Source organism: Halomonas sp. AOP27-A1-41, from assembly GCF_052378605.1.
In the GTDB taxonomy this organism is placed as follows: Bacteria; Pseudomonadota; Gammaproteobacteria; order Pseudomonadales; family Halomonadaceae; genus Vreelandella; species Vreelandella citrativorans.
Window position 1 is genome coordinate 35,671 of record NZ_JBQSXT010000024.1, and the last position, 25,131, is coordinate 60,801.

The window sequence follows — 25,131 nt, forward strand, 5'->3', positions numbered from 1 at the left end:
CTCAGGCATCGAACGCCTGGGCGGGCATCATGGCCTCGACAAACATCACCAGTTCTTCAAGGATCTGCCGCTCACGCTCGCTGAGCGGCTGCTGATTGTAGCGCTCGATCTCCCGAGCAAAGGCCTTAAGCGTAAAGCCGGACATCGCCGGATCATTAATACGCATCCAGCGAAACGCCTCCCACTGCTCGCGCTCGTCACCTTCCAGCGTGTCAGGGTAGCTACGCGCCCGATAGCGAAACAGCATCTCCTCAAGGCGCGGGTCCTGAAAGGCAAACCGCTGCCCTACCAGATCCCAGGGTTCCATCTTACGCACCTGCTCCATCTGCTGCCGGTCGGCGGCGGAAAAGAAGCTGCCGGAATAAAGCATCATGTCAGGGTCGTGGGGTGCGTCATCAAAGTTGGTCTTAAAGACCTCGGCCACTTTAGGCATCACCCCTTGGGCGCTGCGCAAGGTTTTCCAGTGCTGACGGCACGTTGCAATATCCAACCCAAGGCGCTCAACAATCGCGCCATACGCTCCTTTTTGCGGCCCCTCTATGTCCTTGAGCACGCTCGACGGAAAGATCACCGGGCAACGGTTGATATGAATGACCTTGAGTGGAATACGCGCCTCACCTTCTGCTAAATCCTGCTGACTGACAAAGACGCGCTCGCGTATTTGCTCAGGCGAAAGCGTAAGGAAATCGCTTGGATCAACACTCAGGTCGTACACGATCATCCCATTAGGGTTGGTAGGGTGCTCAGCTAACGGCATTACCAGGGCGCTGCAACCACGGCTGGCCGGGTAGCGGCGGGAAATGTGCAAAAGTGGCTTGGCATTAGGCAGGTCAAGCTGCTGGGCAACCGCGCGCTTGCCGCGCAGGCCAAGCAAGTAATCGAAGAGCTTAGGGTTACGCGTTTTTAGCAGTCGCGCCAGGGCAATGGTTGCCCGAACGTCGGCCACCGCATCATGCGCACCTTCATGCTCAATCCCGTTGGCTTTGGTTAAATGCTCAAGCTTAAAGCTTGGCGCACCATCTTCACGTAGCGGCCACTCAATGCCGTCCGGGCGTAGCGCGTAAAATGCGCGCACCACATCAATTAAATCCCAACGGGAGTTACCGTTTTGCCATTCGCGGGCGTAGGGGTCGATCAGGTTGCGATAGAACAGGTGACGAGACACTTCATCATCAAAGCGCAAGCTGTTGTATCCTGCAACACAGGTGCCCGGCTCGCTCATGTGGCGCTGCACTTCACTGGCAAACTGCGCTTCAGGCAGACCGTGACGTCGCGCTTTTTGTGGGGTAATCCCGGTAATCAAACACGCAGCAGGATGAGGCAGGTAATCGTCTGCTGGCTTGCAGTAGAGCTCGATAGGCTCACCGATCTCGTTTAAGTCCGCATCGGTACGCAGAGCAGCAAATTGAGCGGGCCGATCTCGACGCGGATCGGCCCCGAATGTTTCATAGTCATGCCACAAAAAACTGGCAGGGGCGGCATTAGGTGGCGCCATGAACAAGCACTCCGCAAGGCAGCAAAAACCCTAGCCTAGCACACCCAGCGCCTTTCTCGCCGCCTGTTACCCTCCTGTCTTGTCAGCTTTTGGGCAACGTCACATTCAGCTCAAGTACTGAGCAGTTATCTTCGCTATCCAGCGAAATCTGAATGGCATTGTCGTCAACATGTACATAGCGACGAATAACTTCGAGCAGTTCGCGCTCAAGTAGCGGCATGTAGTCAGGCTGACCACGCTGGCTTCGCTGATGCGCCACGATGATTTGTAACCGTTCTTTGGCCACCGAGGCGGATTTCTTGCGCTCACGCTTCAAGAATTCCAAGAGTTTCATCGACGGTTACCTCCAAACATACGGCTAAGCAGACTTTTGCGCTGCACCTCATGAAAACGTAACGGAATCTCCTCACCCATCAGGCGTGAAACGGTATCCGTATACGCCTGACCTGCATCACTTGATGCATCGTGAGTGACCGGCACCCCCTGGTTCGAGGCGCGAAGCACAGCTTCGGACTCAGGAATCAGGCCCAGTAAGTGAATGGCCAGAATTTCACGAATATCCTCAAGGGTAAGCATATCCCCGGAGGTCACCCGTTCAGGGTTATAGCGAGTAACGAGCAGATGCTCTTTAATCGGATCACCACCCTGCTCAGCACGCCGGGTTTTTGATGCCAAAAGGCCCAAAATACGGTCAGAATCGCGTACTGACGAGACCTCTGGGTTGGTGACCACAATCGCTTCGTCGGCAAAATACATGGCAAGCTGCGCACCACGCTCAATACCGGCAGGCGAGTCACAGATAATAAAGTCAAATTCTTCTCGAAGCTTTTCCAGCACCTCCGCTACCCCTTCTTGGGTTAGCGCATCTTTGTCCCGGGTTTGTGAAGCGGGCAGGATATACAGATTTTCAACGCGCTTATCACGGATCAACGCTTGGTTAAGGCCAGCTTCGCCCTGTATAACATTTACAAGGTCATACACTACACGACGCTCGCATCCCATAATCAGGTCAAGATTTCGAAGCCCTACATCAAAATCAATGACCACGGTTTTTTTACCACGTAGGGCCAGACCTGTTGAGATTGCTGCAGCGCTAGTGGTTTTACCGACCCCCCCTTTACCTGAGGTCACAACAATAATTTTAGCCAAGATTCACTTCCTTCTTGAAGTCGTTCATCGCGAGCGCATGACGCTGAACGAATAACGGAAACGTCAATGTCACAAAAGCCCTACTGTAACGGATAGGCAAGGCAGCGTCGCTAAGCATTAAGCATGGATGCACGCTGCGTTGAAAGCATCAACCCAACGGCTTAATTTCAAGCTGCTCTTTTATAAAATGAACTTCTGCAGCGCAGCCCAAAAGCCGGGGGTCAACATCTTCGAGGCGTTTGTAATTCCCAGCCACCGAAAGCAGCTCAGCCTCAAGCTCGCGGCAGTAAATACCGGCTTGAGTATTACCATGAATACCGGCCAGCGCCCGCCCCCGCAGAGCACCGTAAATATGAATACTACCAGCTGCTAATACTTCTGCACCCGCATTGACGGCACCAATTACGATCAGATCCCCATCCGGTGCGCTGACTTGCTGTCCAGAACGAACAGTGCCGCGATAAAGTCGTGTTGCCGCACTCTTGGCCTGTGCCTCAATACGGTCGTCGTCAGGGGCATTGTTTTTTGAGGTTTCCTCTTTGCTGCTGACGCTCTCCAGTGCTCGAGCACGCGTCTCCTCTGTAGGTGCAAACCAGCCAAGCCCCAATGCCCAGGCCGATTGACGTACCGGCTCTGAGCCGCCGCGTACGGCTACCGGCAAAAGTTTATGATCTCGGCAAACGGCGCATATCCGCTCCAGGGCCAAGTGTGGTTCATCAAGCTTTTCCACGCTAAGCACAACCGGTGTATGCTGAAAGAATGCCGGAGATTGAGATAGTTTACCGGCCAGCTGCCGCCGGATATGCTCAGGGTCAGCGCTACTTAATTCCATGACGGTCATCGGCAGCATGCCGCCTTTAAAGGTAAACGCCACGTTGGCACTATCGGCGTTGAGGCTCATAGCCGAACTCCATGTCATGTTCAGGTAAGATAAAGGTAGCGCAATTTGGCGCCTTTGGGTGTGAAGAATCAATTTCTATCACACCCTAGTAAGGCAAAGCTAAGCGACAGCGCCGGTGACTGCAACCGCTGTTCAATAATGGCTAATTTTTTTCATGCTACGCACCTCTACGCAGGATGATCCATGCACGGACTGTTAAGACGCCTGTTCGCTCCTCGTTGGCAACACCCCGACCCCGAGGTACGCCGACAGGCCCTCTCTCGACTTGCCCCCCACCAGGCTGAACAGCGCGAAGCGCTGCAAGCACTCGCGCACGATACTGACAGCAGTATCCGCTTGGCGGCACTGCTCGCGCTGGATGAAGTCGAAGGATTGGTGGCGGCTTACCCTGACCACAGCCAGCAAGAGGCATGGTTCAATGCCGTGAGCCAGCGGCTTAGCGGTCTTGAAGGCAGTACCGAACTGCAACAACGCCAAGCCCTGGTGGAAGGGCTGGACGAGCCGCGGCTTTTAAACGTGATTGCCTTACAAGGCGACAACCTTGATCTGCGCCTGACCGCTCTTGCCCGGCTAACCAGTGAAGACGACTTGATTAAGCAAGCGTGCCAAAACGGTGTCGCGGCTGTTCGTCATCGCGCCGCCAAGCGTATTGAGACAGAAGAGGGCCTAAAGCGCCTGCTTAAAGATGCGCGACGTGATCGTTATGTAACTCGCCTTGCCCGCGAAAAACTCGGCCAGCAGCGAACCGATGCCGAATGGCTGGCTCGCCAACAGCAGCAGCTGGAGCACCTTCTTCACCAGATGGAACAGCAGGCTCGCGCGCCTTGGGAGCCGCTATATGGCGGTCGCTTTCGCCATTTAGAGCGCGAATGGAAGAACCTGACGCCCCCGCCCAGCGCCGAGCAAGAGCAGCGCTTTCATCAAGCCATGCTGAGCTGTCGTAAAACGCTTCACGACCATGAAACGCAGGAGCAGGCTCGCCAGCAGAGCCTTGCCCGCCGAGAGGAAGCGGATCAGACACGTGATCAGCTGCTTGATGGGCTAGAGGAGACGCTTGAAAGCCTTCATCATGCTACCGAGCTGACCGTCCAGGATATTGACAGCCTGCGTGCCCAACGCCAACTTTTCAGCCAACGCTGGCAAGTACTCTCGGACGTACACTCGCCCAGCGAACCTGCAAGCCAACGCTACACGCAAGCCATTATTCAATATGAGCAGTGTCTGGATGCCTGGCAGCGCTGGCAAGATGTCAGCGTTGTGCTTGAGAAAGCGCTTGCGGATAATGACCACCACGCCATGCGTCGCCTGCTTAACGAATGCGACTGGCCAAAAGCATTTACGCCGCCCGCGTTGATACAGCGCGCTCAAGCAACACTTGCCAGCGAGCCACACACACCGGCAGCTAGCCCACACGCCTCGGTTTCATTAAGCACTTATGAAGCAGAGCTCGATAGCTTTGAGCACCTGCTTGAGCGTGGCGCCTTCAAAAGTGCCAGCCATCTTCACCAGCGCTTAAAGCCGCAAATCGAAGCCCTGCAAATGGCGGAAGCCAAGCCGCTGAAGGCACGCTTAAAGCAGTCCGGCGCGCGCCTTGCCGAGCTACGCGATTGGCGCGGCTTTGTCGCAGGGCCCAAGCGCGAGCAGTTATGCTCAAGCATTGAAGCACTGGCCAACGACCCGCACATGGCGGAAACCGCGCTTGACCGCCACCACCGCCAGCTAGTGAAAGAGTGGAAGTCGCTGGGCGATGCCGCCGCCAATCGCGAACAGTCCGCGCGCTTTCGTGCCGCATCTGACCGCATCCATGAGCGGCTAGCCCCATGGCGCGACCAACTAGGCCAAGAGCGTGAAGCGAACCTGCAGGCCCGCGAGCAGCTGTGTGAACAGCTTGAAATACTGCTCGCCCAGCCAGCGGAGGACGCTGACCCGGATGTACTACGTGAAATTCGCGACAAGGCACGCCATCAATGGCGTCACTACTCGCCGGTGCCTCGCGAGCGCTCTGAGGCTGTTGGTCAGCGGTTTGGGAAAATCCGCCATCAGTTGCAAACATTAATTGATCAGCGGGCCGAGCAGATCGCCTCTCAAAAGCAGGCGCTCATTGACGAAGTGCGGGCGCTTCGTCACGACCAGCAGCAGCCTTTGGCTCAACGTATTACACAAACCAAGCAACTACAGCAGCACTGGCGTCAGTTAGGGCGCGCACCCAAAGGGGCGGAACAAACCCTTTGGAAGGCGTTCCGGCACGAGTGCGATCAGCTGTTTGCTCAGCGCGAAGCCCACAAGAGTGAGCAGGCTGCCCATCAGCAACAGCAGCTTGAAGCCATGCAAATACTTATCGATCAAATGGACAGCTGGCAACCCACTACCGCCCATGAAACCAGCACGCTGGACGACTTTTTGAACCAGGTCAGCCAGCTTGAGCCACTGCCGCGAAACCGGCGTAGCGAAGGCATGCAGCGTCGCCTAAGCGGTATTGTGCGTGCCAAGCGCGAGCGTTTGAGTCGTCTGAAGATTGCAGATACCGTTCAGCAATGGCAGCTTATTTTACCGCTCGTTAACGCGCACTTGTCCGCCGATCAGCGCTATTTGGACGGCGGTGCCGCAGAAATTATTAACGCTGACGATATCATCAGCACGCCACTTCCCAGCGTATTTGCAGAGGCGCATCAGACGCGTAATCACCAGCGTCAATCCACGCCACTCCCTTTGTCGCTGGACGATGAGGCAGCACGGGCAGACGCCATTTCTCGGCTGCGGGTGCATCTGTCTTTATTAACCAGCGGCAGCATCCGACAAAGCGACGAGCCTTTGCGCCTGGCGATCCAGGTAGAGCGCTTGAATGAAGGTATTCGCCAAGAGCGTAGTCGCGAAGAAGAAATTATCGATGTCTTAGCCGCGCTATTAGCGCTTGGCCCGGTATCGATTGCGCAGTGGGAAAAAGAAGCCAGGGAACTGGATAGCTTATTGCGCGACCTGGGGCATATCCCGCCCCCTTGATCGCCCCATCAATGCGACAACAACAAAGCGGGAGGCGATTCGCCTCCCGCTTTGCATGCTCCCTTGTGAGGGATAAGCCGTCGTTTAGGCGTGGTGGCCTAGCCCATAAACTGCCCACCGTTAATATCGATGTTAGCGCCGGTAATAAAACCAGACTCTTTATCGGCAAGGAACGTCACCAAGCGACCAATCTCTTCCGGCGTACCGTAGCGTTTCACCGGAATCGTTTCACGAATGGCTTCACGCACAGGCTCCGGAATTTTCATAATCATGTCGGTGGCAATATAGCCAGGCGATACGGTATTTACCGTAATGCCTTTGGTGGCCGTTTCCTGCGCCAGCGACATGGTTAAACCGTGCATACCGGCTTTAGCGGCAGCGTAATTAACCTGACCAAACTGCCCTTTACGGCCATTGATGGAGGAGATATTAATAATTCGGCCATAGCCATTTTCGAGCATCATCTCGATCACGCTGCGGCACGTATTAAAGACGCTATTAAGGTTGGTATCGATGACCTGATACCACTGTTCGTAGGCCATTTTTTTCATCGTGCCGTCGCGGGTAATACCAGCACAGTTTACCAGCACGCTAATTGGACCGTACTGTTCGTGGATCTCACGCGCAGCATCCAGGCATGCGTTATGGTCAGACAGGTCGACCCCGAGTGTTGTAATACTCTGATAACCGGCAGCTTGCTGGGTGTCCAGCCAGGTTTTGGCTTTTTCGGGATTGTTATACCCTGCCACTACCCTATAACCCGCATCTGCCAACGAACGACAAATTGCCGTGCCGATTCCACCAGTTCCACCAGTTACCCAGGCGACGGGGGCTTGATTGGCCATTGACTACCTCCCTGATATGACAAATGGCTTGGACGCTAAGTACTGTTATGGTTCGTAAACCATTTCGAATAAGCGTCAAGCGCTTGTATCACCAACAGCACGCCACCGATTTTATTGTCAGGCGGCCTACCGACAGTAAGCTTTTTATTGGGACCATGGGAAGCATAGCTTTACTCTTTGCATATTGCAGTACGATGAATATCAGCCTTTTGTGCTGTGTTTTCTACAAAGGGTTGACGTGGCGCAAAAAATCCGTAGAATACGCCTCAAGTTGATGCGGGGTGGAGCAGCTTGGTAGCTCGTCGGGCTCATAACCCGAAGGTCATCGGTTCAAATCCGGTCCCCGCTACCAATATTTTAAAAGGCAGATCAGTTACTTACTGATCTGCCTTTTTTCGTTTACCCTCCCCTCTCTTCGCATCTCCCCAGCACTACGCCACCGCACACCGTTATGCCGAGCGCATCACGCCGACGCTCGACATCGAATACCCTTACCGAAAAACCAAAGCACAGCTCCCAACAAGCCACACAAGCAACTTACCGGGCTGTCTCAGGCAACCTAACTGTACATTCAAGCCCCCAAAATTAGCGCCGAGACTCACTGGCCGGTTACACGCCTTCTTTTTTCTTGTCAGGGGAAATACTAACGATATTTTGCGGCTCTCCCTTTACAAAAAACGCATGGATATTATCAACCGACCCATTGAGAAAACGCGAAAAGGTCTCTTCGGTCTTCCATGCCATATGCGGCGTTATCATGACATTATCCAATGCCGCAAAGGCATTATGCTGCGGTAGCGGCTCTTCACAGAAAACATCAAGCCCTGCCCCACCAATCTTCTTACGCTGCAAAGCATCAATGAGCGCCGCTTCGTCAATAATGGGCCCGCGTGATGTATTGACCAGAATCGCATCAGGCTTCATTAGCTCAAAATGCTCCGTCGTCAGTAACCCTTCCGTTTCAGGCACAAGCCTTACGTGGATACTAACGGCGTCCGCTTGGGTGAGCAGGCTTTCTAATGACACGTACTCTGCTCCCACCTGAACGGCTCGCTCCTGGGTCAGTCTGGGGCCCCATGCAATGACTCGCATACCAAAGGCCTGCGCCATTCTCGCCACGGCACAACCAATCTTGCCCAGACCAATCAGGCCAATGGTTTTACCGCTCAAATTACTGGTAACAATCGCTGGCCACTCTCCAGTGGACATCCGGCGATCTACCTCAACAATCCGCTTGGTGAGATTAAGTAAAAACGCAAAGGTCATCTCGGTTACCGCCGCCGTAGACCCACCCGGCGTCGTTGCAATCGAAATCCCCGCTTCGTCCACTGCATCTTTATCCACATGAGCCAGCCCCGTACCGGTTTGGGCGATCAGCTTTAGGTCAGGTAAAGCCGCGATAAGGTCTCGATCAATCAAGGTGCGCTCCCTGAGCGGGATAATCGCATCGGCCCCTTGAAGCCGACTCACCAGGGTTTCAAAGGCAGGCACATCACCATAGACCGATACCTCAGAGAATTCGCGCAAGCGAGATACGGCAGGGTGCTCCTTCATACAGCCTTCCCAATCATCAAGAATCACCGTCTTCATATACACTCCTTCTCTAGCGCAGGCCAAGGCCGGACATAGCATTGCCTGAGCCGCGTGGTTATCGCTCAATCACTGTTTAATTAAGGGCATCTCTCTTGGGCAACTGCTCTTCAAGCGCTTCCCAACTGCTCTGTATATGCCGCCGCATCAATAAGCCCGCCACCTCCACATCACCTTCCGAGATAGCTGAGGCTATGCGCTCGTGCTCATAAAGTGCGATTTTTCCACGCCCTGTAACATGTCGATGTTTATTCCTTAACAGGGTTAGCTGCGGGCGAAGCTCGTGGGTTAAATAACGCTGAATGAGTGGATTACCGGACATTCGTGCGGTAATTAAATGAAAATCATACTCCTCAGACTCCTGAAGATAGGCTCCCTCAGGATGAGATGTCACTTGACTGGCATGTAACTGCAGTAACGTAAGGTATTCATCGGCAGTGGATGCATTGGCACGACTGGCCGCCAACATGGCGGCTTCAGCCTCAAGAGCAGCTCTGACCTGGTAGATCGCCCGGGCATCTTCGTACCGCATTTCACGCACGTGCGCCCCACTGTTCGGCACAATAGTAACGAGCCCGCACTCGCTAAGGCTTTTGAGCGCCATACGCACCGGCCCCCGACTAACACAAAAGCGCTCAGCCAACGCGACCTCTCCAAGGCGAGTCCCAGCCTGCAGTTGCCCTTTAAGTATTTCATCGTACAAGCCACTAGCCACTCGCTCAGCTGCCAAACCATGCGTTTCTTCTTTTATTGTAGACAAAATACTTATCCTCCGAAGACAACACTCTATATAATTTTCAATAATTTCCAAAAAATATCTTAAAAAATAGATCTTTTGTTTACATATCCGAGGATTGACAGGAACTACTATATGTATTTCTATATTCACGCACAAATGATTGTCTTACAATTGCCTATGATGAAGCGGAGTGACCACCATGATCGATAAGAAGAAAGTCATCGCTACAGCTATGCTGGGTTTCTCCCTGGCGGCTGCAATTACCCCCCTCACCGCCGCAGCCCAGGAAAGCTGGCCAACACAGAAAATCACTTTCGTTGTTGCGCTTGGCCCTGGCGGGTCCGCTGACCGCACCGCTCGAGCGCTGGCTCAACGGCTCCAGGAAGACCTGGGCACGCCGATTTCAGTCATTAATCAGAATGGCGGCGGTGGTCACGTAGGTCATACTTACTTCCACAACATGCCTGCTGATGGCAGCTATTTCCTTGCCTCTTCAATCCACCCTTACGTCTCTAATGCGATTCTTGGCTTTGATGCCACTTATGATTTGTCAGACTTCGCATTCATTAACGGGCAGTGGAATGATTATGATCTTTTCGCCGTTAATGCTGATACGCCTTATGAAACGCTGGCGGATTTCATGGCGGCAGCCAAGGAAAATTCAGGAAAACTTAGAGTTTCTGTCGTACCTGGCTCGACCGGCGCTATCAACCTTGAACTGGCTCTTGAGGCCTTTGGTCTCGATAAAACAGACGTCAACATTGTCACCTATCAGTCTGGTGGCGCTGCGCGCACGGCGGTCGCTGGCGGGCAGGTAGACATGACCGTATTAGCTGCAGACGGCACGCTATCAATCCAGGAATATATACGTCCTCTTGCCCTCGCGGCTGATACCGCATCGGAGGACTGGGATGCACCAACGCTTAATGCAGCGCTTGAAGAGAGCGGTCACGAGCCGGTTCCGGTGCTTGCAGGATCAATGCGAGGCCTTGCCGCGCATGCTGACTTTAAAGAGAGCAACCCCGAAGCATTCCAACAAATGGTCGATGCCTATCACAATGCGCTGCAAGATGAGGCGTTCGTTAGCCGACTAGAAGCCCAGGATATTGGTGCAGAGTGGCTTGGTCCTGAACGTACGACAGAGATCATTGAGTCCAACTTTGAAATTTTGAAGCAATACACATCAGAAGAATAAATGATTTCAATGCTGGCACATGTGCACTAATGCTTTTCGCTTAATCGTCACGGGACCAACTTACGCTTGGTCCCATTATTATTTCAATGTGGAGGCGCTATAAAATGGTGACAGGAAAGATTTCTGCAACACATGCCTTTTTGTTAGGCCTTGTACTGGCTATAGCGGGCTTTATTACCTGGAGCGCTACTCAGGCTTCCACAACGCTGAACAATCTGGTGGTAGTGGCCCCCACCGCGATAATCATCGGCCTTCTGTCCATTGGGATTGTCGCTAAAATCTTGCTGAAGCCAGTTCCAGCTCCCTCATCCAGCAGTACGGATAAACCATCGTTATGGGGCGACATACTGCTTCTCGCAGGGTTTGCCGTCTTCTGCTTTGCGTTAACCAATGTCGGCTTCGACGTTGCTACTTTTGTCTTCGTCTGGGTTGGCATTCTTATGTGTGGGAGTAAAGGTAAATGGCAACCGCCTTTGTACGCACTTTTGTTTACTGTTTTTCTCGTCAAGGGCTTTGGCTCTCTCTTCCCTTACCCCATGACCACACTAGTGCTTTAACATGATTGATCAATTCGCATTATCTCAGGCGTTTTCCCATCTTTTTACTGATCTAAGCCCTTGGCTTTGGGTTATTCCGGGCTTATTAATCGGTCTCGTTTTTGGGTCGATTCCCGGGCTGCAAATTTCCATGGCCATGGCCGTTTTCTTGCCCGTAACCTTTGGTATGGATTTTCTTCAAGCCATGCTGTTTTTAACCGCCATATTTACTGGCGGTGCCTACGGTGGCGGGGTAACCGCTATTCTTATGAACATCCCGGGGTCATCCTCGTCAATTGCGACGGCATTTGACGGATACCCTATGGCGCGAAAGGGACAACACAATGAAGCCTTGGGCCTGGGCCTGTGCGCTTCAGTTGTGGGCGCTTTCGTGGGTTATAGCCTGCTGATGTTGTTAATCAATCCACTGGCTGCTTTTGTACTTAAGATAGGCCCGCTGGAAATGGTCGTGGTGGTTTTGTGGGGATTAACCCTCATCGCGACACTCAACGATAGCAGTATGGCCAAGGGTCTGCTGGCTGGCTTCCTGGGGCTCATGCTCAGTCAAATTGGTATGTCCACGACGGGTATTATGCGCACAACGATAGGCAACCCCTATCTCCTTGATGGCATACCAGTAGTACCCGCCATGATCGGCATCTTCGCCGCTTCTGAGTTGTTACGCCTGAGAGGAAGCTCATTTCTGGTACAAAATGAGGCTCAACGTAATATATCTTTTGCGCTTATTCTCAAAGGCGTTGGGCAGACATTTCGCCATCCCGGCATCTTACTACGAGGTAGCCTCATCGGCGCAGTGATCGGCGCCATCCCAGGCGTGGGCTCATCGGTAGCTAACCTGGTCTCTTATGGCGAGGCCAAGCGAACGTCGAAGACGCCTGAAGCGTTCGGCCAAGGAGCACCCGAGGGTGTCGTGGCGGCCGAGTCCGCGAACTCCAGCTCGGAGGGAGGCTCAATGACGGCGCTATTAGCGCTTGGCATTCCTGGTGGGGCTGCGACTGCAGTGCTTCTGGCCGCATTCTCTTTTCACAACATTATTGGTGGGCCATCGTTTATAAGAGACCAGACCGATATCGTCTATTCGATTATTCTCGGCAATCTGGGCCAAGTAGTACTTCTCGCGTTTTTGGGATTACTTAGCCTGCGCTTACTGGGCATGGTGGTGCGCGTTCCCTTGGCTTACCTAGTGCCCAGTGTATTAGCAATGTGTGCCTGGGGCGGCTATGGCATAACCGGCACTATCGCTGGGCCGCTAACAGTTGCCGCATTTGCAGGACTTGGCTGGCTCATGCGACAAAACAACTATCCCGTCGCGGCAACAGTCATCGGTTTACTGCTTGGCCGCATGATGGAAGGAGAAGTCGTGCGCACCTTACAGGTGTCCGGTGGCCGACCTTTTGAATATATGATGGAGCGGCCCATTGCTCTTGCTCTTTTCATCATAATGCTGCTTGTTTTAATTGGAGCCCCCGCATTAAAAGCCTTCCGCTCTCGCCGCGCTAGCCATGAATCTAATTAAACAAATGCCTCCTCAACTTCGAGGAGGCATTACCTTTGGCATCGGCACGTTAGGCGGACTCGCTTTTTTTGCACTCTCTCTACCGCTGCCATGGGTACTGGGCAGCCTAACGGCATCACTCTTGTGCACTCAGACGACGTCTTTTCAGCCTCGTTTTCCAAACCCTTGGCGCAGTTACGCTATGGTCGCTATCGGCACGATGCTAGGAACCAGTTTTACCCCAGAAATCGTACGACAAGCCGGGGACTGGACCATAAGCCTGATTGTCATGAGTGTGTTATCGCTGGCATTTTGTTTCATTGCCTATCAAATATTCTATCGCTTCGGGAAAATGGATAGAGTAACTGCTTTGTTCGCCGCCATACCCGGAGGACTCTCAGTCGTTTCAGTTTTGGCAGAGAATTACCGAGCCGAAGTCAGCCGCGTAGCCCTTTGTCATACCGCGCGCTTAGTGGTATTGCTAATTGCAGCGCCCATCATCATCCAGGCGACATCCGGTATTAACCTCGCTGACGCTAGTCTTGCAAGCTTCACTCACGCGGAAGCAATCGACCCTATTAACCATGGAATCCTGGCCCTGGTGGCGATAGCCAGCGGCTGGCTAGCCTGGCGATTAAACTTTCCCTCAGCGATGCTATTGATTCCATTGCTCAGCTCGGGATTACTGCACGCGACTGATCTTTTAACGGTGCATGTCCCTCCCTTGCTTTCCAGCGCAGCACAGATTGTCATTGGCGCAGGAGTAGGAGCGCGATTCGCGAATTACTCCCTTCCACAAATTTTAAAAGATGGCTGGCTAGCGGCGGTGATCGGTGTACTCCTTACCTTTGGCTCCTTCGTTGCAGCCCTGTTGTTTGCGCCCATTATAGGGTTGGACAACACGCCTTTGTTCTTATCCTATTTACCTGGGGGGGCGCCGGAACTTGGCGTCGTAGCGCTTGCGTTGTCCATAGATCCCGCCATGGTGGCAGCCCACCATGTACTGCGTGTTTTCTTGATCGTAGCGATGCTCCCCCTCATCGCTAGTTGGCTAGGAAAACAAATGCAGCAAGGCTAACGATAGCGCTTACGAGACAAATGGTGATGCTATCGCGCGCTACACGCATTGGCGTCACCGTCTCGTCGAAGCCACTCTCAAGAGCTGGCGATATAAAGTGCTAATAGACTCCTTTAGAGCAGTGCTTGCGCCTATATTTTTCCTCTTGGCCCAGCCTTCTCTTCAGATTTACATGATTAGCACCGTTCCGGCTTGAATATGGCGGTGACTGCCTGCATATCATAAGCAATTATTTTTCTGCGAAGCTGAGTTTACCCATGTCAATCATTGATCCTCGCACCGGCAAACCGCTGACAGCGGATACCGCAAGCACGAATACTGCTGACACCGAACGTGCGCCAGTGCGCCCTGAAGATGTGATCATCGAACTTGATGCGAGCAACATTCAGCAAGTGCTGGAAGCGTCAATGCAAGTGCCAGTACTACTGGGCTGCTACTCACCAGCCGATAGTAGCTGCGCCACACTGCTGACTGTACTGGAGAAGCTGGCGCTCGAATACGCGGGCACCTTCCTGCTTGGTAAGCTAAATACAGACGCTAACCCGGAAATTTCTGCACAGTTGGGTGTGCGGGCGGTACCGGACGTTAAACTGGTGAGCCAGGGCGGCCTTGTGGATAATTTTCAGGGCGCACTGCCCGAGAAAGAGGTGCGTGAATGGTTAGGCCGCTACTTCCCTGCCCCGGCCGATGCACCAGAGAGCCCTGAAGAGCAGGCCGAGGCGGCGCTTGAGCAAGGCGACACCGCAACAGCCCACGGCATTTACCAAGACCTGGTGACGCAATACCCGGAACACTACGCCTACCAAGTGGCGTTTGCCCGCGTATTAGTGGCTGAAGGGCGCGGAGATGAGGCGCGCAGCGTGCTGGAAAATCTCCCCCCCGAAGAGCGCGATGGCCCCGCAGCACGTGGCGTACGCGCCAGCATTACGTTCAGTGAACAAGCGCTTTCCGCAGAAGACATTGCGGCCTTGGGTGAGCGCGACGATAGCGAAGCGCAGTTCCAGCGCGCCCTGCGCCAAGTGGCCGATGGTCAATACGATGCAGGGCTTGAAGCACTGCTTACGCTAATGAAGCACGACCGTACCTACAACGACGACGCGGCACGTAAAACGCTGCTGCAGGTGTTTGATGCGCTAGGCGCCGACCACCCGTTGACGGTCGCCTATCGCCGCAAGCTGTTTGCGCTGCTTTATTAATGGCTAAGGCTTCAATAGCGCATCCATGCGCGTTAATGCTGCTTCCAATTGAGCACCCGTAGTACCAAAATTTAGCCGTACAAAGCCGGGGTAGCCAAACGCTGCCCCATCTGAAAGCGCCACCCCGGCCTGCTCCTTGAGCGTTTGGTAAGGCGTTTCTCCCAGCCCCGCTTCCCTCATATCAAGCCAGGCCAAATAGGTTGCCTCCGGTGCGCTTAGATGCACACCCGGCCAGTTGGCAACGCGTGCTTCAAGCGTGGCGCGGTGCTGACGCAGCACATCCAGCAGCGCTTGACGCCACGGTTCACCCTCGCGATACGCCGCTTCTGCCGCCACTAACCCCAGCACGTTAACATCGGGCAACAGGCCCTTGCAGGCAGCGGCAAACCGCTGGTGCACTTCAGGGTCAGGGATGATCGCACATGCGCTGCTTAACCCCGCTAGGTTAAAGGTTTTAGAGGGCGCCCAAAGGGTAATCGTGCGTTTGGCTAGCTCAGGAAACATAGCCGCTAACGGGCGATGCTGAGCATCTTTATCCAACAGTAGATCGCAGTGTAGTTCGTCAGAGACAACCCATAGATCGTGCTGTTCAACCAGTTTCACCAACGGCGCCAACTCTTCACGGCTCCAAACCCGCCCGGTCGGATTATGTGGATGGCACCAGAGTAATATGCGTGTTTTGGGCGTGATGGCGGCTTCAATCGCACTAATATCCAACTGCCATGGCTCGCCTGGGCGTTTAGGCGCGGCCAGCATGGCCTGCTGGGGCAAACGCCCGGTACGCTCAGCGACGGCTAAAAATGGTGGATAAATAGGCGCTACCGTTAGCACGCCATCGCCTGGCTGGGTTAACGCCAGCGTGGCGAAGTGGAGCGCGGCCACGACACCCGGCAGCCAGTGCTGCCAGTCGGGCTGGATCGTCCAGTCATAGTGCGTAGCGCTCCATGTGCAGAGCGTTTCTGTTAACGTAGCAGGCACTTCTCCGTAGCCGTAAACACCATGAGCGACCCGTGCTTGTAGCGCCTCAATCGCCGCGGGCGGCGAATAAAAATCCATGTCGGCAACCCATAGAGGCAGTACTTCACCGTTATAGCGATGCCATTTTTGGGATGAGTAGCCACCTTCGGGGTGGCGTCGCTCGATAGGCGTGGCAAAATCAAAAGCCATAACAGATCTCACTTATTGACGAAGGTTGGTAACGAGCATGCCGCAAGATGATTTCTATACCAAGGTGCGCGCAGGATTATCAGCGCTATTGCGGCAATGGCAAGCGCTTGGTCAGGCCGATGCTGACCAGTTAGCGCTCATACTGGCGGAAACCGCACGGGTTGCCAAACTGGGCACGCCGGACACGACGCCTGATGGGGCAATGCTTAAACACTGGAGCCAAACACGTGAGGATGACATTCCGCTGTGGGCACCCCGCACAGCGGTTTTTCTGCTCAACCAAATGCCTGCCAAGCCAACACCTCAAAGCGAGGCTGAAGCCAGTGCCTGGGCTTACTGCTGGCTGCGCAACCGCACGTTTAACACGTTAGAGGCCGCGCACTCTGCGCTTCCAGCCCACCTTCAAGTACCACTAAAAAGTGCTTTGGAGGCGGCCTGGCGCGATCAGCAGGGACTACGTTTAGTATAAAAAAACGTTAATGCTTTCGATAGCGCGGCTTGTTGTGCAGCGGGCGGATATACTGGCTGACAAACGAAGAAAAATGTTTAATCAATTATAAGGATAGTCATTGATGCTGGACGTTCCGATTAGCTGGCAACTGGCCAAAGTAGCGGTGTCAGTCACGATGGTGCTGGGGCTGGGGGCGATTGCTGTACGTGTGAGCCCCAAAGTGGCAGGGCTTTTATCAGGCTACCCTTTGGGCACCGCGCTGGCACTGTTCTTTATTGGCTTGGAGATATCCCCAACGTTTTCCGCTGAAAGTGCCATTCATACACTAGCGGGCTTTACCGCGACCATGGCACTTGGCGCGGGTTACTGGCTTTGCGGCCGTAAGCCCGGCTTGAAGGGTGTCGCCAGCGGAATGGCAGGCGCGATCACTCTGTGGCTTATGGCAAGCCTGGTGCTTGCCCAGTTCGATTTTACTCGCTTGACGGGTACGCTGGTGACGCTTTGCGCTATTGTATTTTTTACGTGGATTTTCCGGCGAATACCCGACAGTCTGGCCACTGCACGTCAGTCTTTCTCATGGGGTGCTTTATGCATTCGCGCCTTGCTGGCGACGCTTATTGTTTTTGCCATCACAAGCCTTGCCCATTGGGTACCGCCTGCCTGGGCAGGCACGTTGGCGGCTTTCCCCGTCACCATGCTGCCTTTCCTGCTAATTTTGCATATAACCCAAGGCCCCGCGCCTACCGCGACCGTTATCAAACACTACCCCGTGGGGCTGGGCTCGCTGTTAAGTTACGCCCTGTGTGTCTCTTATACGTATGAAACGTTGGGGCTTGCCTGGGGCACGCTGGCCGGATTTTTGGTAGCAACGCTATGGCTGCTGGGCTGGCTACAGGTCCAACGCTGGTTTGCCAAGCGACGCGAAGGCAACAGGCAAACTGCTTGACCTAGCGCTTGCCTGAATTTACAACTCCTGCCAACGATAAGGTGATTGCCATGTTTACCCGTACGATTGAGCCGGCGTTTTACGATACCGATGCGCTGGGCCATATTAACAATACGCGCCTACCCGCCTGGTTTGAGCTAGCCCGCAACGACCTATTCAAGCTTTTTACACCTGACCTGAACCCGAAGCAGTGGCGTTTGATAATGGCGCGGATGGAAATAGACTACCGTGCAGAACTGTTTTACGGCCATGACGTCGAATTACGCACCTACTTAACGCGGCTGGGCAATAGCTCATTTACCGTCACTCAGGAAGCACGCCAACATGGCACGCTCGCCAACCTCGGCCACACGGTGATGGTACAGTACGATCACCAGGCTAAATGCGCCGTACCTATTGAGGGCACGCTGCGCGACGCCTTGTCGACTCACTTACAAGATGCGCCCGCCTAACGCACCAACCCGCCGGACGGGGCGACCAGGAGCACAGCATGGCCATTCGCTATAATCTCTGGCTGGACCCTGACAATACTGCGCAGCATCGCGCTGTCGAAGCGGATATTGAGCGCTATTTTATTGAGCGCTTTGCAGACTATCCGCATATCCGCTTGTTTGGGGCTGACCCTTACGATTATGATGCCCCGTTTAACCGCCTTTATGACGTACTAATGGCGCGGGCCGCCGAGTATTGCGAGCGGACATGGTGCTATGTAGCGTCTCCTGAGCAGTTGAATCGCTGCTTTTTTCGTGCTGTTGGCCGCTCCAATAAATTTGTTCAAGACGACCGTTCGTGAGAGACCAACCTAATGGTGATCCGCACCAACCAGGCGCCCGATGAGCGTCAGCTGGCGATTATTACCCAGCAGTTAGGCCGCGCACCACGTGGCATCGAAGCCGTTGCCGCCACTGATAGCGAAGGCACACCGCTGGTGCTGCGTATGGCGCCGATTGTAGACAGCAAACCCTTTCCTACCCTGTACTGGCTCTGTTCTGATGTACTAAAGGTAGAAATTTCACGCATTGAAGCGGTGGGGGTTATCAAATCACTTGAGCAGCGCCTGCAAGAAGAGCCAGAATTTCTAGCGCATTATCAGCAAAGCCATCGTGACTATGTAAAAGCCCGCTGGGATTATATGAGCGACGCCCAGCGCGCCGAGGTTGCACGGCTGGGATACACCGATGTGTTGACCGAGCGTGGCATTGGCGGTATCAGCAACTGGCAACAGATACGCTGCCTGCACACTCAGTATGCCCATCATTTATGTGGCGATAATGTGATTGGTCAGTGGATGGATGAGCACTACCAAGTAGACCAGCACCTTCCATAACACCGCTTCTCTCATAAGCGTTAAGGAACCCAATTAATGTCCCGAATTTGCGTTTATCTCGGCTCACGAGAAGGTAACAGCCCGGCTTATCGCCAAGCAGCCCAGGCATTAGGTACTGTGCTGGCAGAGCGGGGGCACACCCTGGTATACGGCGGCGCGCGTATTGGCCTAATGGGCGAGCTTGCTAATGCGTCGCTGGCGGCAGGCGGCAACGTGATTGGCGTTATGCCGGACCATCTGGTAGAGCGCGAGCAAGCGCACTTTGGACTCACCGAACTGATCCGCGTGCCCAACATGCATGAACGCAAAGCCACCATGGCCGCTAACGCCGACGCATTTATTGCCATGCCAGGCGGTATCGGTACCTTTGAGGAGCTGTTTGAGATTTGGACCTGGGGCTATTTAGGCCTGCATGAGAAGCCCATGGGCCTACTGGACACCGAGGGGTTTTATACGCCACTACTGGCATTTCTCGACAACACCGTGACGCAGGGTTTTCTAGCTCAAACGACACGGGATATGCTGCTGGACGCGGTAACACCAGAGGCGCTACTTGACGCGCTGGAGAGCCAGCTTAGGTAGAGGTGAGCGAAGCGGGCATGGCAAGCGCGCTACGCGCCGCGGATAACGTTGCGGGTGCGCTGATAGGTGAGCTGGAGCAGACGGGCATCGTCTCCCGCTCGGTGACGATGGATATCGACCTCGGTAATCATGGCCTCTTTGGTACCGCTCCATATCGCTTGCTGCTCTTCGCTCAACAAAATGCGCAGCGCCTCCAGGCGGAAGCGAGGCAGCATGCCGGCATGGTGGAACAACAGCGAAAGCCAGGTATTATCGTAGCCCCAGCTGTCGCTGTACGCTTTGCCTAACCCGCTTAACTCATCGTTGAGCCATTGGGCCACCTGACGAACAGGGTGCCCTTCCTGGTACAAGCGATCACGCGAAATACCGTGCAAGAGCTCTGCTTTAGGGTCCCAGTGCGTCCACTCATCCAGTGGCTGAATAAGAAACGCGCAGCAGCTACCGTCAGCACGTGCAATGCCGACTTCTATGGGATAACTACCACGCCCAAATCCGGACGCTTCAATATCTAATACAGTGGGTAGCGTCTCGGACACTGACTTCCTCATTCAATCATTACGCGGCGGTCACATCGTTGTGCGGATGATGCTCAGCGAACTGTTCCCAGTAGGTAGCCTGGCTCGCATCTATGCTTAAGCCTAGCTCACCCAAACGATAGGCGCTGGCCAGCCGCTCAGCAGCCAAATAGTGACCGGACTGCGCCGCACGGGCATACCACGTTACCGCATAATCTTCACGGCGCGGGTACTGCGCGCAGCCGTGCTCGTAGATCTGGGCCACCTGGTACTGCGACTTCACATCACCCGCTTGAGCGGCTTCCACCACATAGCGTGCCCCCCGCGCTTTGTCCTGCGGCGATAAGCTACGATGAAACAGCATATGCCCGTAAACGGACAGTGCATCAGGATGCCCCGCTTCAGCGCAGCGCTTGAACAAACGCATGGTAAGACGCTGTGTGCGCTCTGAACGCGGTAACAACCAACGGTTTTGAAACAGCCGTTCAGCTAAACGAAACTCTAGCCGAATAAACAAAGATGATGCCTGCGGCATGGCAAACCACCCTGCCAATTTGTTGAGATATTGAATTAGCGGTCACTACATCATTTGACTGCCAATCACACGAAAAACCGGGGTCAGCCGGCCAATGGGGTGGCAAGCATACGCCTGCCTTTGCGACGACTCAACCCCATTGATTTGCTGCTTTCAAATAGCCTCGCTAACATGCCTCTCACACACCGTCATTCATCACCTTTACAAACGCCCATTCGGCGATAATTTTCGCTTTAGCGAGGAGACAAAAATGCAAACGCGCCCACTTGGCAGAACGGGAATTGAGGTCAGTCGGCTCTGCCTTGGTACGATGACGTTTGGCGAGCAAAACAGTGAGGCAGAAGCTCACGAACAGCTGGATCGCGCCGTCGCTTTCGGTATCAATTTTATCGATACAGCTGAGATGTACCCCGTACCGCCCAAAGCCGAAACGCAAGGATTAACGGAAACCTATGTGGGCAGCTGGCTGAAACAGCGTGGCGACCGCGATGACGTTATTATCGCCACCAAGGCGGTAGGCCCCGGGCCTGAGCATATCCGAGGTGGCCCACGCTTAACGCGTGACCATATTCACCAGGCCATCGACGCAAGCCTTAAGCGCTTACAAACGGACTATGTCGATCTTTATCAGCTGCATTGGCCAGACCGCAACACCAACTTTTTCGGCAAGCTGGGCTACGCGCATCAGGAGAATGAAGAGGCCACGCCGCTTGAAGAGACGCTTTCAGCACTCAAGGAGCTGGTGGATGCTGGCAAGGTCAGATCGATCGGCCTCTCCAATGAAACCCCGTGGGGCGTCATGCGCTCGCTTCAATTGGCCGAAAAAATGGATCTACCGCGAGTGGCCTCCATACAAAATCCTTACAACCTGCTTAATCGCTCGTTTGAAGTGGGCCTGGCGGAGATTGCTCATCGTGAAGACGTGGGCTTGCTGGCTTATTCGCCCCTGGCCTTTGGCGTTCTTTCTGGCAAGTATCTTAATGGCGCATGGCCCGAAAAAGGCCGCCTGACGCTTTATGAGCGTTTTAAGCGCTACACCTCACCAGAGGCAGAGGCGGCGACAAAGGCCTACGTTGAGCTGGCCCGCGAACATGACCTTGACCCCGCACAAATGGCACTGGCGTTTATTAATTCACGCAGCTTTCTTACCAGCAATATTATTGGTGCCACCACACTGGACCAGTTGGAAAGCAACCTGGCCAGTGAGAGCCTTAAGCTGGACGACGATGTGCTTAGCGCGATTGAGGATATTCATCGCCGGATGCCAAACCCCTGCCCCTAAGCATTGATACACACGCTATTAAAGCGATAGCCTCGGCCAACGCCGAGGCTTGATATACTATCGGCCATGATTTTGTTCTTATCTGGTTTTGCATCGGCCGAAGGAGCTCACCTTGCTAAGCGTTATTTCGCCAGCGAAAACGCTGGATTTTGAAACGCCCTCCACCACTCACCAGGTGACACAGCCCGGTTTTCTAACGGAAAGCCAAGCGCTGATCGATATCCTGCGTGATTATTCACCTCAGCAGATCAGTGAGCTGATGGGCATCAGCGACAAGCTTGCTGGCCTTAATGCAGCACGCTTTGCTGAATGGGAGCCGCCGTTTTCACTAGAGAATGCCAAACCTGCCGCTCAAGCATTCCAAGGCGATGTTTATACTGGCCTGGAGGCGCAAACATTCAGCGATGCGGATAACCGGTTTGCCCAGCAGCACTTGCGTATTTTGTCAGGCCTGTATGGCTTACTGCGCCCACTGGATCTAATCCAGGCGTACCGACTGGAGATGGGCACCAAACTGTCTAATCAGGCGGGTAAGGATTTATACGCGTACTGGAAGCCTACACTGACCAACGCCCTTGATCAGGCTATTACAGAAAGCGGCTCAAAGGTTCTGGTGAATCTTGCTTCTAATGAGTACTTTAAAGCGGTAGATGCCAAAAAGCTGAACGCCCGCGTCATCACGCCGGTGTTTAAAGATGAGAAAAACGGCACGTTTAAAATCATCAGCTTTTATGCCAAAAAGGCTCGAGGCTTGATGAGCGCCTGGATTATTCATCAGCAGGTGAATGACCCTGAGGCGCTTACAACATTTAACGTGGCAGGCTACCAATTTGATGCAGCGGCTTCTGAGGGCGATACGCTGGTGTTCACACGCAAAGAAGCCGACCGATAAACGTTTTCCCCTTTTGCTAAAAAAAAGTTACGCCGCGTGAGGAGCGCGGCTTAAGCAACCGGCGATGCACCTCTTTAAATAGCGCGGTATCACAGCGATCAAGCCACTCGTAAGCCACCATATCCGCCGTCACCGCAATGGCGCCTTGAGCACAAGCACGCTCACGCGCAAAGCGAGCTTCCTCACAACGTCGGCTGGCTGTCGCTTCACTTAGCCAGTACACACTATATCCAGCTTCCAGCAAGCCAAGCGCGCTCTGCAACACACAGATGTGTGCTTCTGTGCCACAGATCACGACTTGTTGCACCGATTGGGCCTTTAATGCCTGGGCAAATTCAGGCGCTTCCATTGCGCTGAAATGATGTTTTTGCCAAACCTGATGCTCACCCAACGCGCTTATCAAACCAGCTGCCGTCCCCCCGAGTTTTTCAGGGTATTGTTCGGTAAGCCATACAGGCACTGCTAAAGTTTCTGCTACGTTTGCAAGCCAGGCGGCCTCCTCTATTACCTGCAAACCGCCTTCAATTACCGGCAGTAAGCCTGCTTGAAAATCGATCATTAACAATAGGCTACGATCTCGTTGTAGGCGCATGTTTCCCCTCTTATTCTTTATGCTTATGAGTGCCATTAAGATAGTCCATTCTAAGCGCCCAAGCGCTAAACTAGCCGCTCAAGACTTTCCACACGCTCATTACGTTGAGCTTACGTTCTTAATGGCTTTGAAACATTGGAGATTGCCATGTTACGACAATTGTTTGTCATGCTGCTGGTCAGCGTTATGGGGGTTAGCGTTGCGGTGGAGCATGCGGAAGCGCGTCGTATGGGGGGTGGTGGCAATATGGGCAGCATGTCCCGTTCTGCGGACCGCCCGGCCAGCACACCCAGTACACAACAAGCGCAAGGTGGCCAGCAACAGGGCCAAGCAGGTGCGGCAGCACGTAGAGGCGGAATGGGCGGCATGATGGGCGGTCTTCTGGCTGGTGGGCTAATTGCCGCACTCTTTTTCGGCGGTGCCTTTGATGAGCTAAGAATGATGGACCTGCTCATGGTGGTCGGTATCGCAGTGCTTGCGATGATCGCTTTCCGTGCGTTTATTCGCCAGCGACGTCCAGCGCATGCTTCCGAACCCAACTACCAACGCACACAGCACGTACCATCAGCGCCTGCTGCTGGCTCAGTAGGCGCTGTGCCTGGTAGCCTGGCAAGCAACCTGCAAAGCACGCCGACCTGGTTTGATAAAGAGCCGTTTTTAAACGGTGCTAAAGAGCATTTTATGACGCTGCAGCGCGCCTGGGACAATAACGACTTTAGCCAGATTCAGGAGTATGTCACTCCCGAACTCTATAACCTGCTACGCACCGAGCGCGCTCAGCACCCTGCCAATAACCGTACCGACATCGTACGTTTATTTGCCGAACTGGGAGATATTAACGAGTACGAAGGTAATGCTGAGGCAAGTGTGATCTTTCATGGCATTATAGAAGAGAATGGAGAGCAGACCGAGTTCAACGAGTCGTGGCACTTAACCCGTGCAATGCGCGACCAGGCGCCCTGGTATGTGCAAGGTATTGAGCAAAACCCTGGCGCTTAAAACGCGGGACCATACCTTCAAACGGCCGCTTTTAGCGGCCGTTTTTTCGTTCCAAAGGACAACCTAATCAACCGTTTAAATCAACATAGTGAATTAGTTTTCAGCAGCCTCTTCGATACTCTCACCCGCGCTTTCAATGCTTTCGCCGGCGCTTCCAATACTATTATCAATACTTTCACCCGCCTCTTCAGCAGGCCCTTGGTTATCACAGGCAGCCAAACCGCCCGCGAGCAGAGCCATCAATACCGCCGCTGATAATTTCTTGATCCATTGTCCATTCATGTTGTTTCTCCTCCTGAGATAAAGCGCAGATTACCCTTCCATCAACGTGCCATATCATTCTAAAGACAACAGTGCGTCATAACCACCCATATCAGGATAGCTGCCTGACGCAAAAAGCGTAAATAGTAAATTCCAGCCATGTTTTGTAGGCATTATGGATTGACCTGTCTCTACATTGTGGGAGCTGGCTTCAGCCGGCGATGCAGCGCACAGCGCTGCTGGGGTTAGCGGCTGCTCCATCACGCTGAAGAGTGCCTTGCCGTCTTTTCCTGCATGCAAAAAAAAATCCCCCGAGGCCTGAGCTCCGGGGGATTTTTCACA

The 25,131-nt window shown here is 53.9% G+C and carries 28 protein-coding genes and 1 tRNA gene; 16 read left to right on the forward strand and 13 right to left on the reverse strand.

All coding sequences use genetic code 11. The annotated features are described in order from the left end of the window. Position 1: 1 nt before the first annotated feature. The 4 genes from sbcB to minC all read right to left on the reverse strand — a co-directional run bounded on the left by sbcB (position 2) and on the right by minC (position 3,545). Entirely contained in the window at positions 2–1,495 is a 1,494-nt protein-coding gene (gene sbcB, locus ACT3TC_RS14395; RefSeq protein WP_444640486.1) for an exodeoxyribonuclease I, read from the reverse strand. Between the two features lie 82 nt (positions 1,496–1,577). After that, complete coding sequence (minE, locus tag ACT3TC_RS14400; protein WP_018918334.1) at positions 1,578–1,829, reverse strand: cell division topological specificity factor MinE; 252 nt, start codon at positions 1,827–1,829, stop codon at positions 1,578–1,580. Then, on the reverse strand, positions 1,826–2,644 hold the full coding sequence (gene minD / locus ACT3TC_RS14405; protein ID WP_444640487.1) for a septum site-determining protein MinD: 819 nt from the start codon (positions 2,642–2,644) through the stop codon (positions 1,826–1,828). Before minD ends, minE begins: the two co-directional genes overlap by 4 nt. Positions 2,645–2,792: 148 nt before the next feature. After that, complete coding sequence (minC, locus tag ACT3TC_RS14410; protein WP_444640489.1) at positions 2,793–3,545, reverse strand: septum site-determining protein MinC; 753 nt, start codon at positions 3,543–3,545, stop codon at positions 2,793–2,795. Positions 3,546–3,728: 183 nt separating this feature from the next. Between minC and ACT3TC_RS14415 the strand changes: the two genes are divergently transcribed. Continuing rightward, positions 3,729–6,545 (forward strand): DUF349 domain-containing protein, encoded by a 2,817-nt coding sequence (locus tag ACT3TC_RS14415; RefSeq protein ID WP_444640491.1) that lies wholly within the window; start codon positions 3,729–3,731, stop codon positions 6,543–6,545. Positions 6,546–6,643: 98 nt separating this feature from the next. On the opposite strand, the gene phbB is transcribed toward ACT3TC_RS14415, so the two are convergent. Continuing rightward, a complete protein-coding gene (gene phbB, locus ACT3TC_RS14420; protein ID WP_193055168.1) occupies positions 6,644–7,390 on the reverse strand; it encodes an acetoacetyl-CoA reductase in 747 nt (248 codons plus the stop codon). 275 nt (positions 7,391–7,665) lie between these two features. On the opposite strand from phbB, the gene ACT3TC_RS14425 reads away from it, so the two are divergent. Then, a tRNA-Met gene (locus tag ACT3TC_RS14425) sits at positions 7,666–7,742 on the forward strand. 257 nt (positions 7,743–7,999) lie between these two features. Here the strand turns inward: ACT3TC_RS14425 and ACT3TC_RS14430 are convergent. Next, the gene (locus tag ACT3TC_RS14430) at positions 8,000–8,980 is read right to left on the reverse strand and encodes a D-2-hydroxyacid dehydrogenase family protein (RefSeq protein ID WP_444640493.1); all 981 of its coding nucleotides are present in this window, start codon (positions 8,978–8,980) and stop codon (positions 8,000–8,002) included. A gap of 76 nt (positions 8,981–9,056) precedes the next feature. Next, entirely contained in the window at positions 9,057–9,740 is a 684-nt protein-coding gene (locus ACT3TC_RS14435; RefSeq protein ID WP_193055166.1) for a GntR family transcriptional regulator, read from the reverse strand. A 178-nt stretch (positions 9,741–9,918) separates the two neighbouring features. Here ACT3TC_RS14435 and ACT3TC_RS14440 point away from each other — a divergent pair, with 178 nt between their 5' ends. The 5 genes from ACT3TC_RS14440 to ACT3TC_RS14460 all read left to right on the forward strand — a co-directional run bounded on the left by ACT3TC_RS14440 (position 9,919) and on the right by ACT3TC_RS14460 (position 15,240). Beyond that, positions 9,919–10,914, forward strand: a complete 996-nt coding sequence (locus ACT3TC_RS14440; RefSeq protein ID WP_444640495.1) for a Bug family tripartite tricarboxylate transporter substrate binding protein — start codon at positions 9,919–9,921, stop codon at positions 10,912–10,914. Between the two features lie 104 nt (positions 10,915–11,018). Next, positions 11,019–11,471, forward strand: coding sequence for a tripartite tricarboxylate transporter TctB family protein (locus ACT3TC_RS14445; protein WP_226912029.1), 453 nt, complete (start codon positions 11,019–11,021; stop codon positions 11,469–11,471). A 1-nt stretch (position 11,472) separates the two neighbouring features. Further along, a complete protein-coding gene (locus tag ACT3TC_RS14450) occupies positions 11,473–12,987 on the forward strand; it encodes a tripartite tricarboxylate transporter permease (protein ID WP_193055165.1) in 1,515 nt (504 codons plus the stop codon). A 4-nt stretch (positions 12,988–12,991) separates the two neighbouring features. Next, positions 12,992–14,044 carry an AbrB family transcriptional regulator gene (locus ACT3TC_RS14455; RefSeq protein ID WP_193055413.1) on the forward strand — a complete coding sequence of 351 codons (1,053 nt, stop codon included), beginning with the start codon at positions 12,992–12,994 and terminating at the stop codon, positions 14,042–14,044. A 257-nt stretch (positions 14,045–14,301) separates the two neighbouring features. Continuing rightward, entirely contained in the window at positions 14,302–15,240 is a 939-nt protein-coding gene (locus ACT3TC_RS14460; RefSeq protein ID WP_444640497.1) for a co-chaperone YbbN, read from the forward strand. Between the two features lie 3 nt (positions 15,241–15,243). Here the strand turns inward: ACT3TC_RS14460 and ACT3TC_RS14465 are convergent, their stop codons facing one another. Beyond that, a complete protein-coding gene (locus ACT3TC_RS14465; RefSeq protein WP_444640499.1) occupies positions 15,244–16,407 on the reverse strand; it encodes a MalY/PatB family protein in 1,164 nt (387 codons plus the stop codon). Positions 16,408–16,444: 37 nt separating this feature from the next. On the opposite strand from ACT3TC_RS14465, the gene ACT3TC_RS14470 reads away from it, so the two are divergent. The 6 genes from ACT3TC_RS14470 (at position 16,445) to ACT3TC_RS14495 (ending at position 19,713) form a co-directional block, all read left to right on the forward strand. Further along, entirely contained in the window at positions 16,445–16,876 is a 432-nt protein-coding gene (locus ACT3TC_RS14470; RefSeq protein WP_444640501.1) for a hypothetical protein, read from the forward strand. Positions 16,877–16,979: 103 nt separating this feature from the next. Further along, on the forward strand, positions 16,980–17,804 hold the full coding sequence (locus ACT3TC_RS14475; RefSeq protein ID WP_172119053.1) for a hypothetical protein: 825 nt from the start codon (positions 16,980–16,982) through the stop codon (positions 17,802–17,804). Positions 17,805–17,854: 50 nt separating this feature from the next. Beyond that, the gene (locus tag ACT3TC_RS14480; RefSeq protein ID WP_172119064.1) at positions 17,855–18,256 is read left to right on the forward strand and encodes an acyl-CoA thioesterase; all 402 of its coding nucleotides are present in this window, start codon (positions 17,855–17,857) and stop codon (positions 18,254–18,256) included. 38 nt (positions 18,257–18,294) lie between these two features. After that, a complete protein-coding gene (locus ACT3TC_RS14485; protein ID WP_193055160.1) occupies positions 18,295–18,597 on the forward strand; it encodes a hypothetical protein in 303 nt (100 codons plus the stop codon). Between the two features lie 12 nt (positions 18,598–18,609). Beyond that, positions 18,610–19,131 carry a DUF501 domain-containing protein gene (locus tag ACT3TC_RS14490; RefSeq protein WP_172119055.1) on the forward strand — a complete coding sequence of 174 codons (522 nt, stop codon included), beginning with the start codon at positions 18,610–18,612 and terminating at the stop codon, positions 19,129–19,131. Positions 19,132–19,167: 36 nt separating this feature from the next. Next, positions 19,168–19,713: an LOG family protein gene (locus ACT3TC_RS14495; protein ID WP_172119056.1), complete on the forward strand. Its 546-nt coding sequence runs from the start codon at positions 19,168–19,170 to the stop codon at positions 19,711–19,713. A gap of 29 nt (positions 19,714–19,742) precedes the next feature. Here ACT3TC_RS14495 and ACT3TC_RS14500 read toward each other — a convergent pair whose 3' ends face one another. Beyond that, the gene (locus ACT3TC_RS14500) at positions 19,743–20,249 is read right to left on the reverse strand and encodes a hypothetical protein (protein ID WP_441679765.1); all 507 of its coding nucleotides are present in this window, start codon (positions 20,247–20,249) and stop codon (positions 19,743–19,745) included. Between the two features lie 19 nt (positions 20,250–20,268). Further along, positions 20,269–20,763 (reverse strand): tetratricopeptide repeat protein, encoded by a 495-nt coding sequence (locus ACT3TC_RS14505; RefSeq protein WP_193055156.1) that lies wholly within the window; start codon positions 20,761–20,763, stop codon positions 20,269–20,271. 250 nt (positions 20,764–21,013) lie between these two features. Between ACT3TC_RS14505 and ACT3TC_RS14510 the strand changes: the two genes are divergently transcribed. Together ACT3TC_RS14510 and yaaA are read left to right on the forward strand one after the other, a co-directional pair. Next, positions 21,014–22,045 carry an NADP(H)-dependent aldo-keto reductase gene (locus ACT3TC_RS14510; protein WP_444640503.1) on the forward strand — a complete coding sequence of 344 codons (1,032 nt, stop codon included), beginning with the start codon at positions 21,014–21,016 and terminating at the stop codon, positions 22,043–22,045. Positions 22,046–22,157: 112 nt separating this feature from the next. Further along, the gene (gene yaaA / locus ACT3TC_RS14515; RefSeq protein ID WP_444640505.1) at positions 22,158–22,937 is read left to right on the forward strand and encodes a peroxide stress protein YaaA; all 780 of its coding nucleotides are present in this window, start codon (positions 22,158–22,160) and stop codon (positions 22,935–22,937) included. A gap of 16 nt (positions 22,938–22,953) precedes the next feature. On the opposite strand, the gene ACT3TC_RS14520 is transcribed toward yaaA, so the two are convergent. Next, on the reverse strand, positions 22,954–23,529 hold the full coding sequence (locus tag ACT3TC_RS14520; protein WP_444640507.1) for an isochorismatase family protein: 576 nt from the start codon (positions 23,527–23,529) through the stop codon (positions 22,954–22,956). Between the two features lie 147 nt (positions 23,530–23,676). Here ACT3TC_RS14520 and ACT3TC_RS14525 point away from each other — a divergent pair, with 147 nt between their 5' ends. Continuing rightward, complete coding sequence (locus ACT3TC_RS14525; RefSeq protein WP_444640508.1) at positions 23,677–24,528, forward strand: Tim44 domain-containing protein; 852 nt, start codon at positions 23,677–23,679, stop codon at positions 24,526–24,528. 93 nt (positions 24,529–24,621) lie between these two features. Here ACT3TC_RS14525 and ACT3TC_RS14530 read toward each other — a convergent pair whose 3' ends face one another. Together ACT3TC_RS14530 and ACT3TC_RS14535 are read right to left on the reverse strand one after the other, a co-directional pair. After that, positions 24,622–24,810, reverse strand: a complete 189-nt coding sequence (locus ACT3TC_RS14530) for a hypothetical protein (RefSeq protein ID WP_444640510.1) — start codon at positions 24,808–24,810, stop codon at positions 24,622–24,624. Between the two features lie 54 nt (positions 24,811–24,864). Then, positions 24,865–25,131: hypothetical protein (locus ACT3TC_RS14535; protein WP_444640512.1), on the reverse strand; the 267-nt coding region annotated here is incomplete at its 5' end.

Coding starts and splice junctions, on each gene's coding strand:
- sbcB (WP_444640486.1), bottom strand. CDS start 1,495: ATGGCGCCACCTAATGCCGCCCCTGCCAGTTTTTTGTGGCATGACTAT.
- minE (WP_018918334.1), bottom strand. CDS start 1,829: ATGAAACTCTTGGAATTCTTGAAGCGTGAGCGCAAGAAATCCGCCTCG.
- minC (WP_444640489.1), bottom strand. CDS start 3,545: ATGAGCCTCAACGCCGATAGTGCCAACGTGGCGTTTACCTTTAAAGGC.
- ACT3TC_RS14415 (WP_444640491.1), top strand. CDS start 3,729: ATGCACGGACTGTTAAGACGCCTGTTCGCTCCTCGTTGGCAACACCCC.
- phbB (WP_193055168.1), bottom strand. CDS start 7,390: ATGGCCAATCAAGCCCCCGTCGCCTGGGTAACTGGTGGAACTGGTGGA.
- ACT3TC_RS14430 (WP_444640493.1), bottom strand. CDS start 8,980: ATGAAGACGGTGATTCTTGATGATTGGGAAGGCTGTATGAAGGAGCAC.
- ACT3TC_RS14440 (WP_444640495.1), top strand. CDS start 9,919: ATGATCGATAAGAAGAAAGTCATCGCTACAGCTATGCTGGGTTTCTCC.
- ACT3TC_RS14445 (WP_226912029.1), top strand. CDS start 11,019: ATGGTGACAGGAAAGATTTCTGCAACACATGCCTTTTTGTTAGGCCTT.
- ACT3TC_RS14450 (WP_193055165.1), top strand. CDS start 11,473: ATGATTGATCAATTCGCATTATCTCAGGCGTTTTCCCATCTTTTTACT.
- ACT3TC_RS14455 (WP_193055413.1), top strand. CDS start 12,992: ATGCCTCCTCAACTTCGAGGAGGCATTACCTTTGGCATCGGCACGTTA.
- ACT3TC_RS14460 (WP_444640497.1), top strand. CDS start 14,302: ATGTCAATCATTGATCCTCGCACCGGCAAACCGCTGACAGCGGATACC.
- ACT3TC_RS14465 (WP_444640499.1), bottom strand. CDS start 16,407: ATGGCTTTTGATTTTGCCACGCCTATCGAGCGACGCCACCCCGAAGGT.
- ACT3TC_RS14470 (WP_444640501.1), top strand. CDS start 16,445: ATGCCGCAAGATGATTTCTATACCAAGGTGCGCGCAGGATTATCAGCG.
- ACT3TC_RS14475 (WP_172119053.1), top strand. CDS start 16,980: ATGCTGGACGTTCCGATTAGCTGGCAACTGGCCAAAGTAGCGGTGTCA.
- ACT3TC_RS14480 (WP_172119064.1), top strand. CDS start 17,855: ATGTTTACCCGTACGATTGAGCCGGCGTTTTACGATACCGATGCGCTG.
- ACT3TC_RS14485 (WP_193055160.1), top strand. CDS start 18,295: ATGGCCATTCGCTATAATCTCTGGCTGGACCCTGACAATACTGCGCAG.
- ACT3TC_RS14490 (WP_172119055.1), top strand. CDS start 18,610: ATGGTGATCCGCACCAACCAGGCGCCCGATGAGCGTCAGCTGGCGATT.
- ACT3TC_RS14495 (WP_172119056.1), top strand. CDS start 19,168: ATGTCCCGAATTTGCGTTTATCTCGGCTCACGAGAAGGTAACAGCCCG.
- ACT3TC_RS14505 (WP_193055156.1), bottom strand. CDS start 20,763: ATGCCGCAGGCATCATCTTTGTTTATTCGGCTAGAGTTTCGTTTAGCT.
- ACT3TC_RS14510 (WP_444640503.1), top strand. CDS start 21,014: ATGCAAACGCGCCCACTTGGCAGAACGGGAATTGAGGTCAGTCGGCTC.
- ACT3TC_RS14520 (WP_444640507.1), bottom strand. CDS start 23,529: ATGCGCCTACAACGAGATCGTAGCCTATTGTTAATGATCGATTTTCAA.
- ACT3TC_RS14525 (WP_444640508.1), top strand. CDS start 23,677: ATGTTACGACAATTGTTTGTCATGCTGCTGGTCAGCGTTATGGGGGTT.
- ACT3TC_RS14530 (WP_444640510.1), bottom strand. CDS start 24,810: ATGAATGGACAATGGATCAAGAAATTATCAGCGGCGGTATTGATGGCT.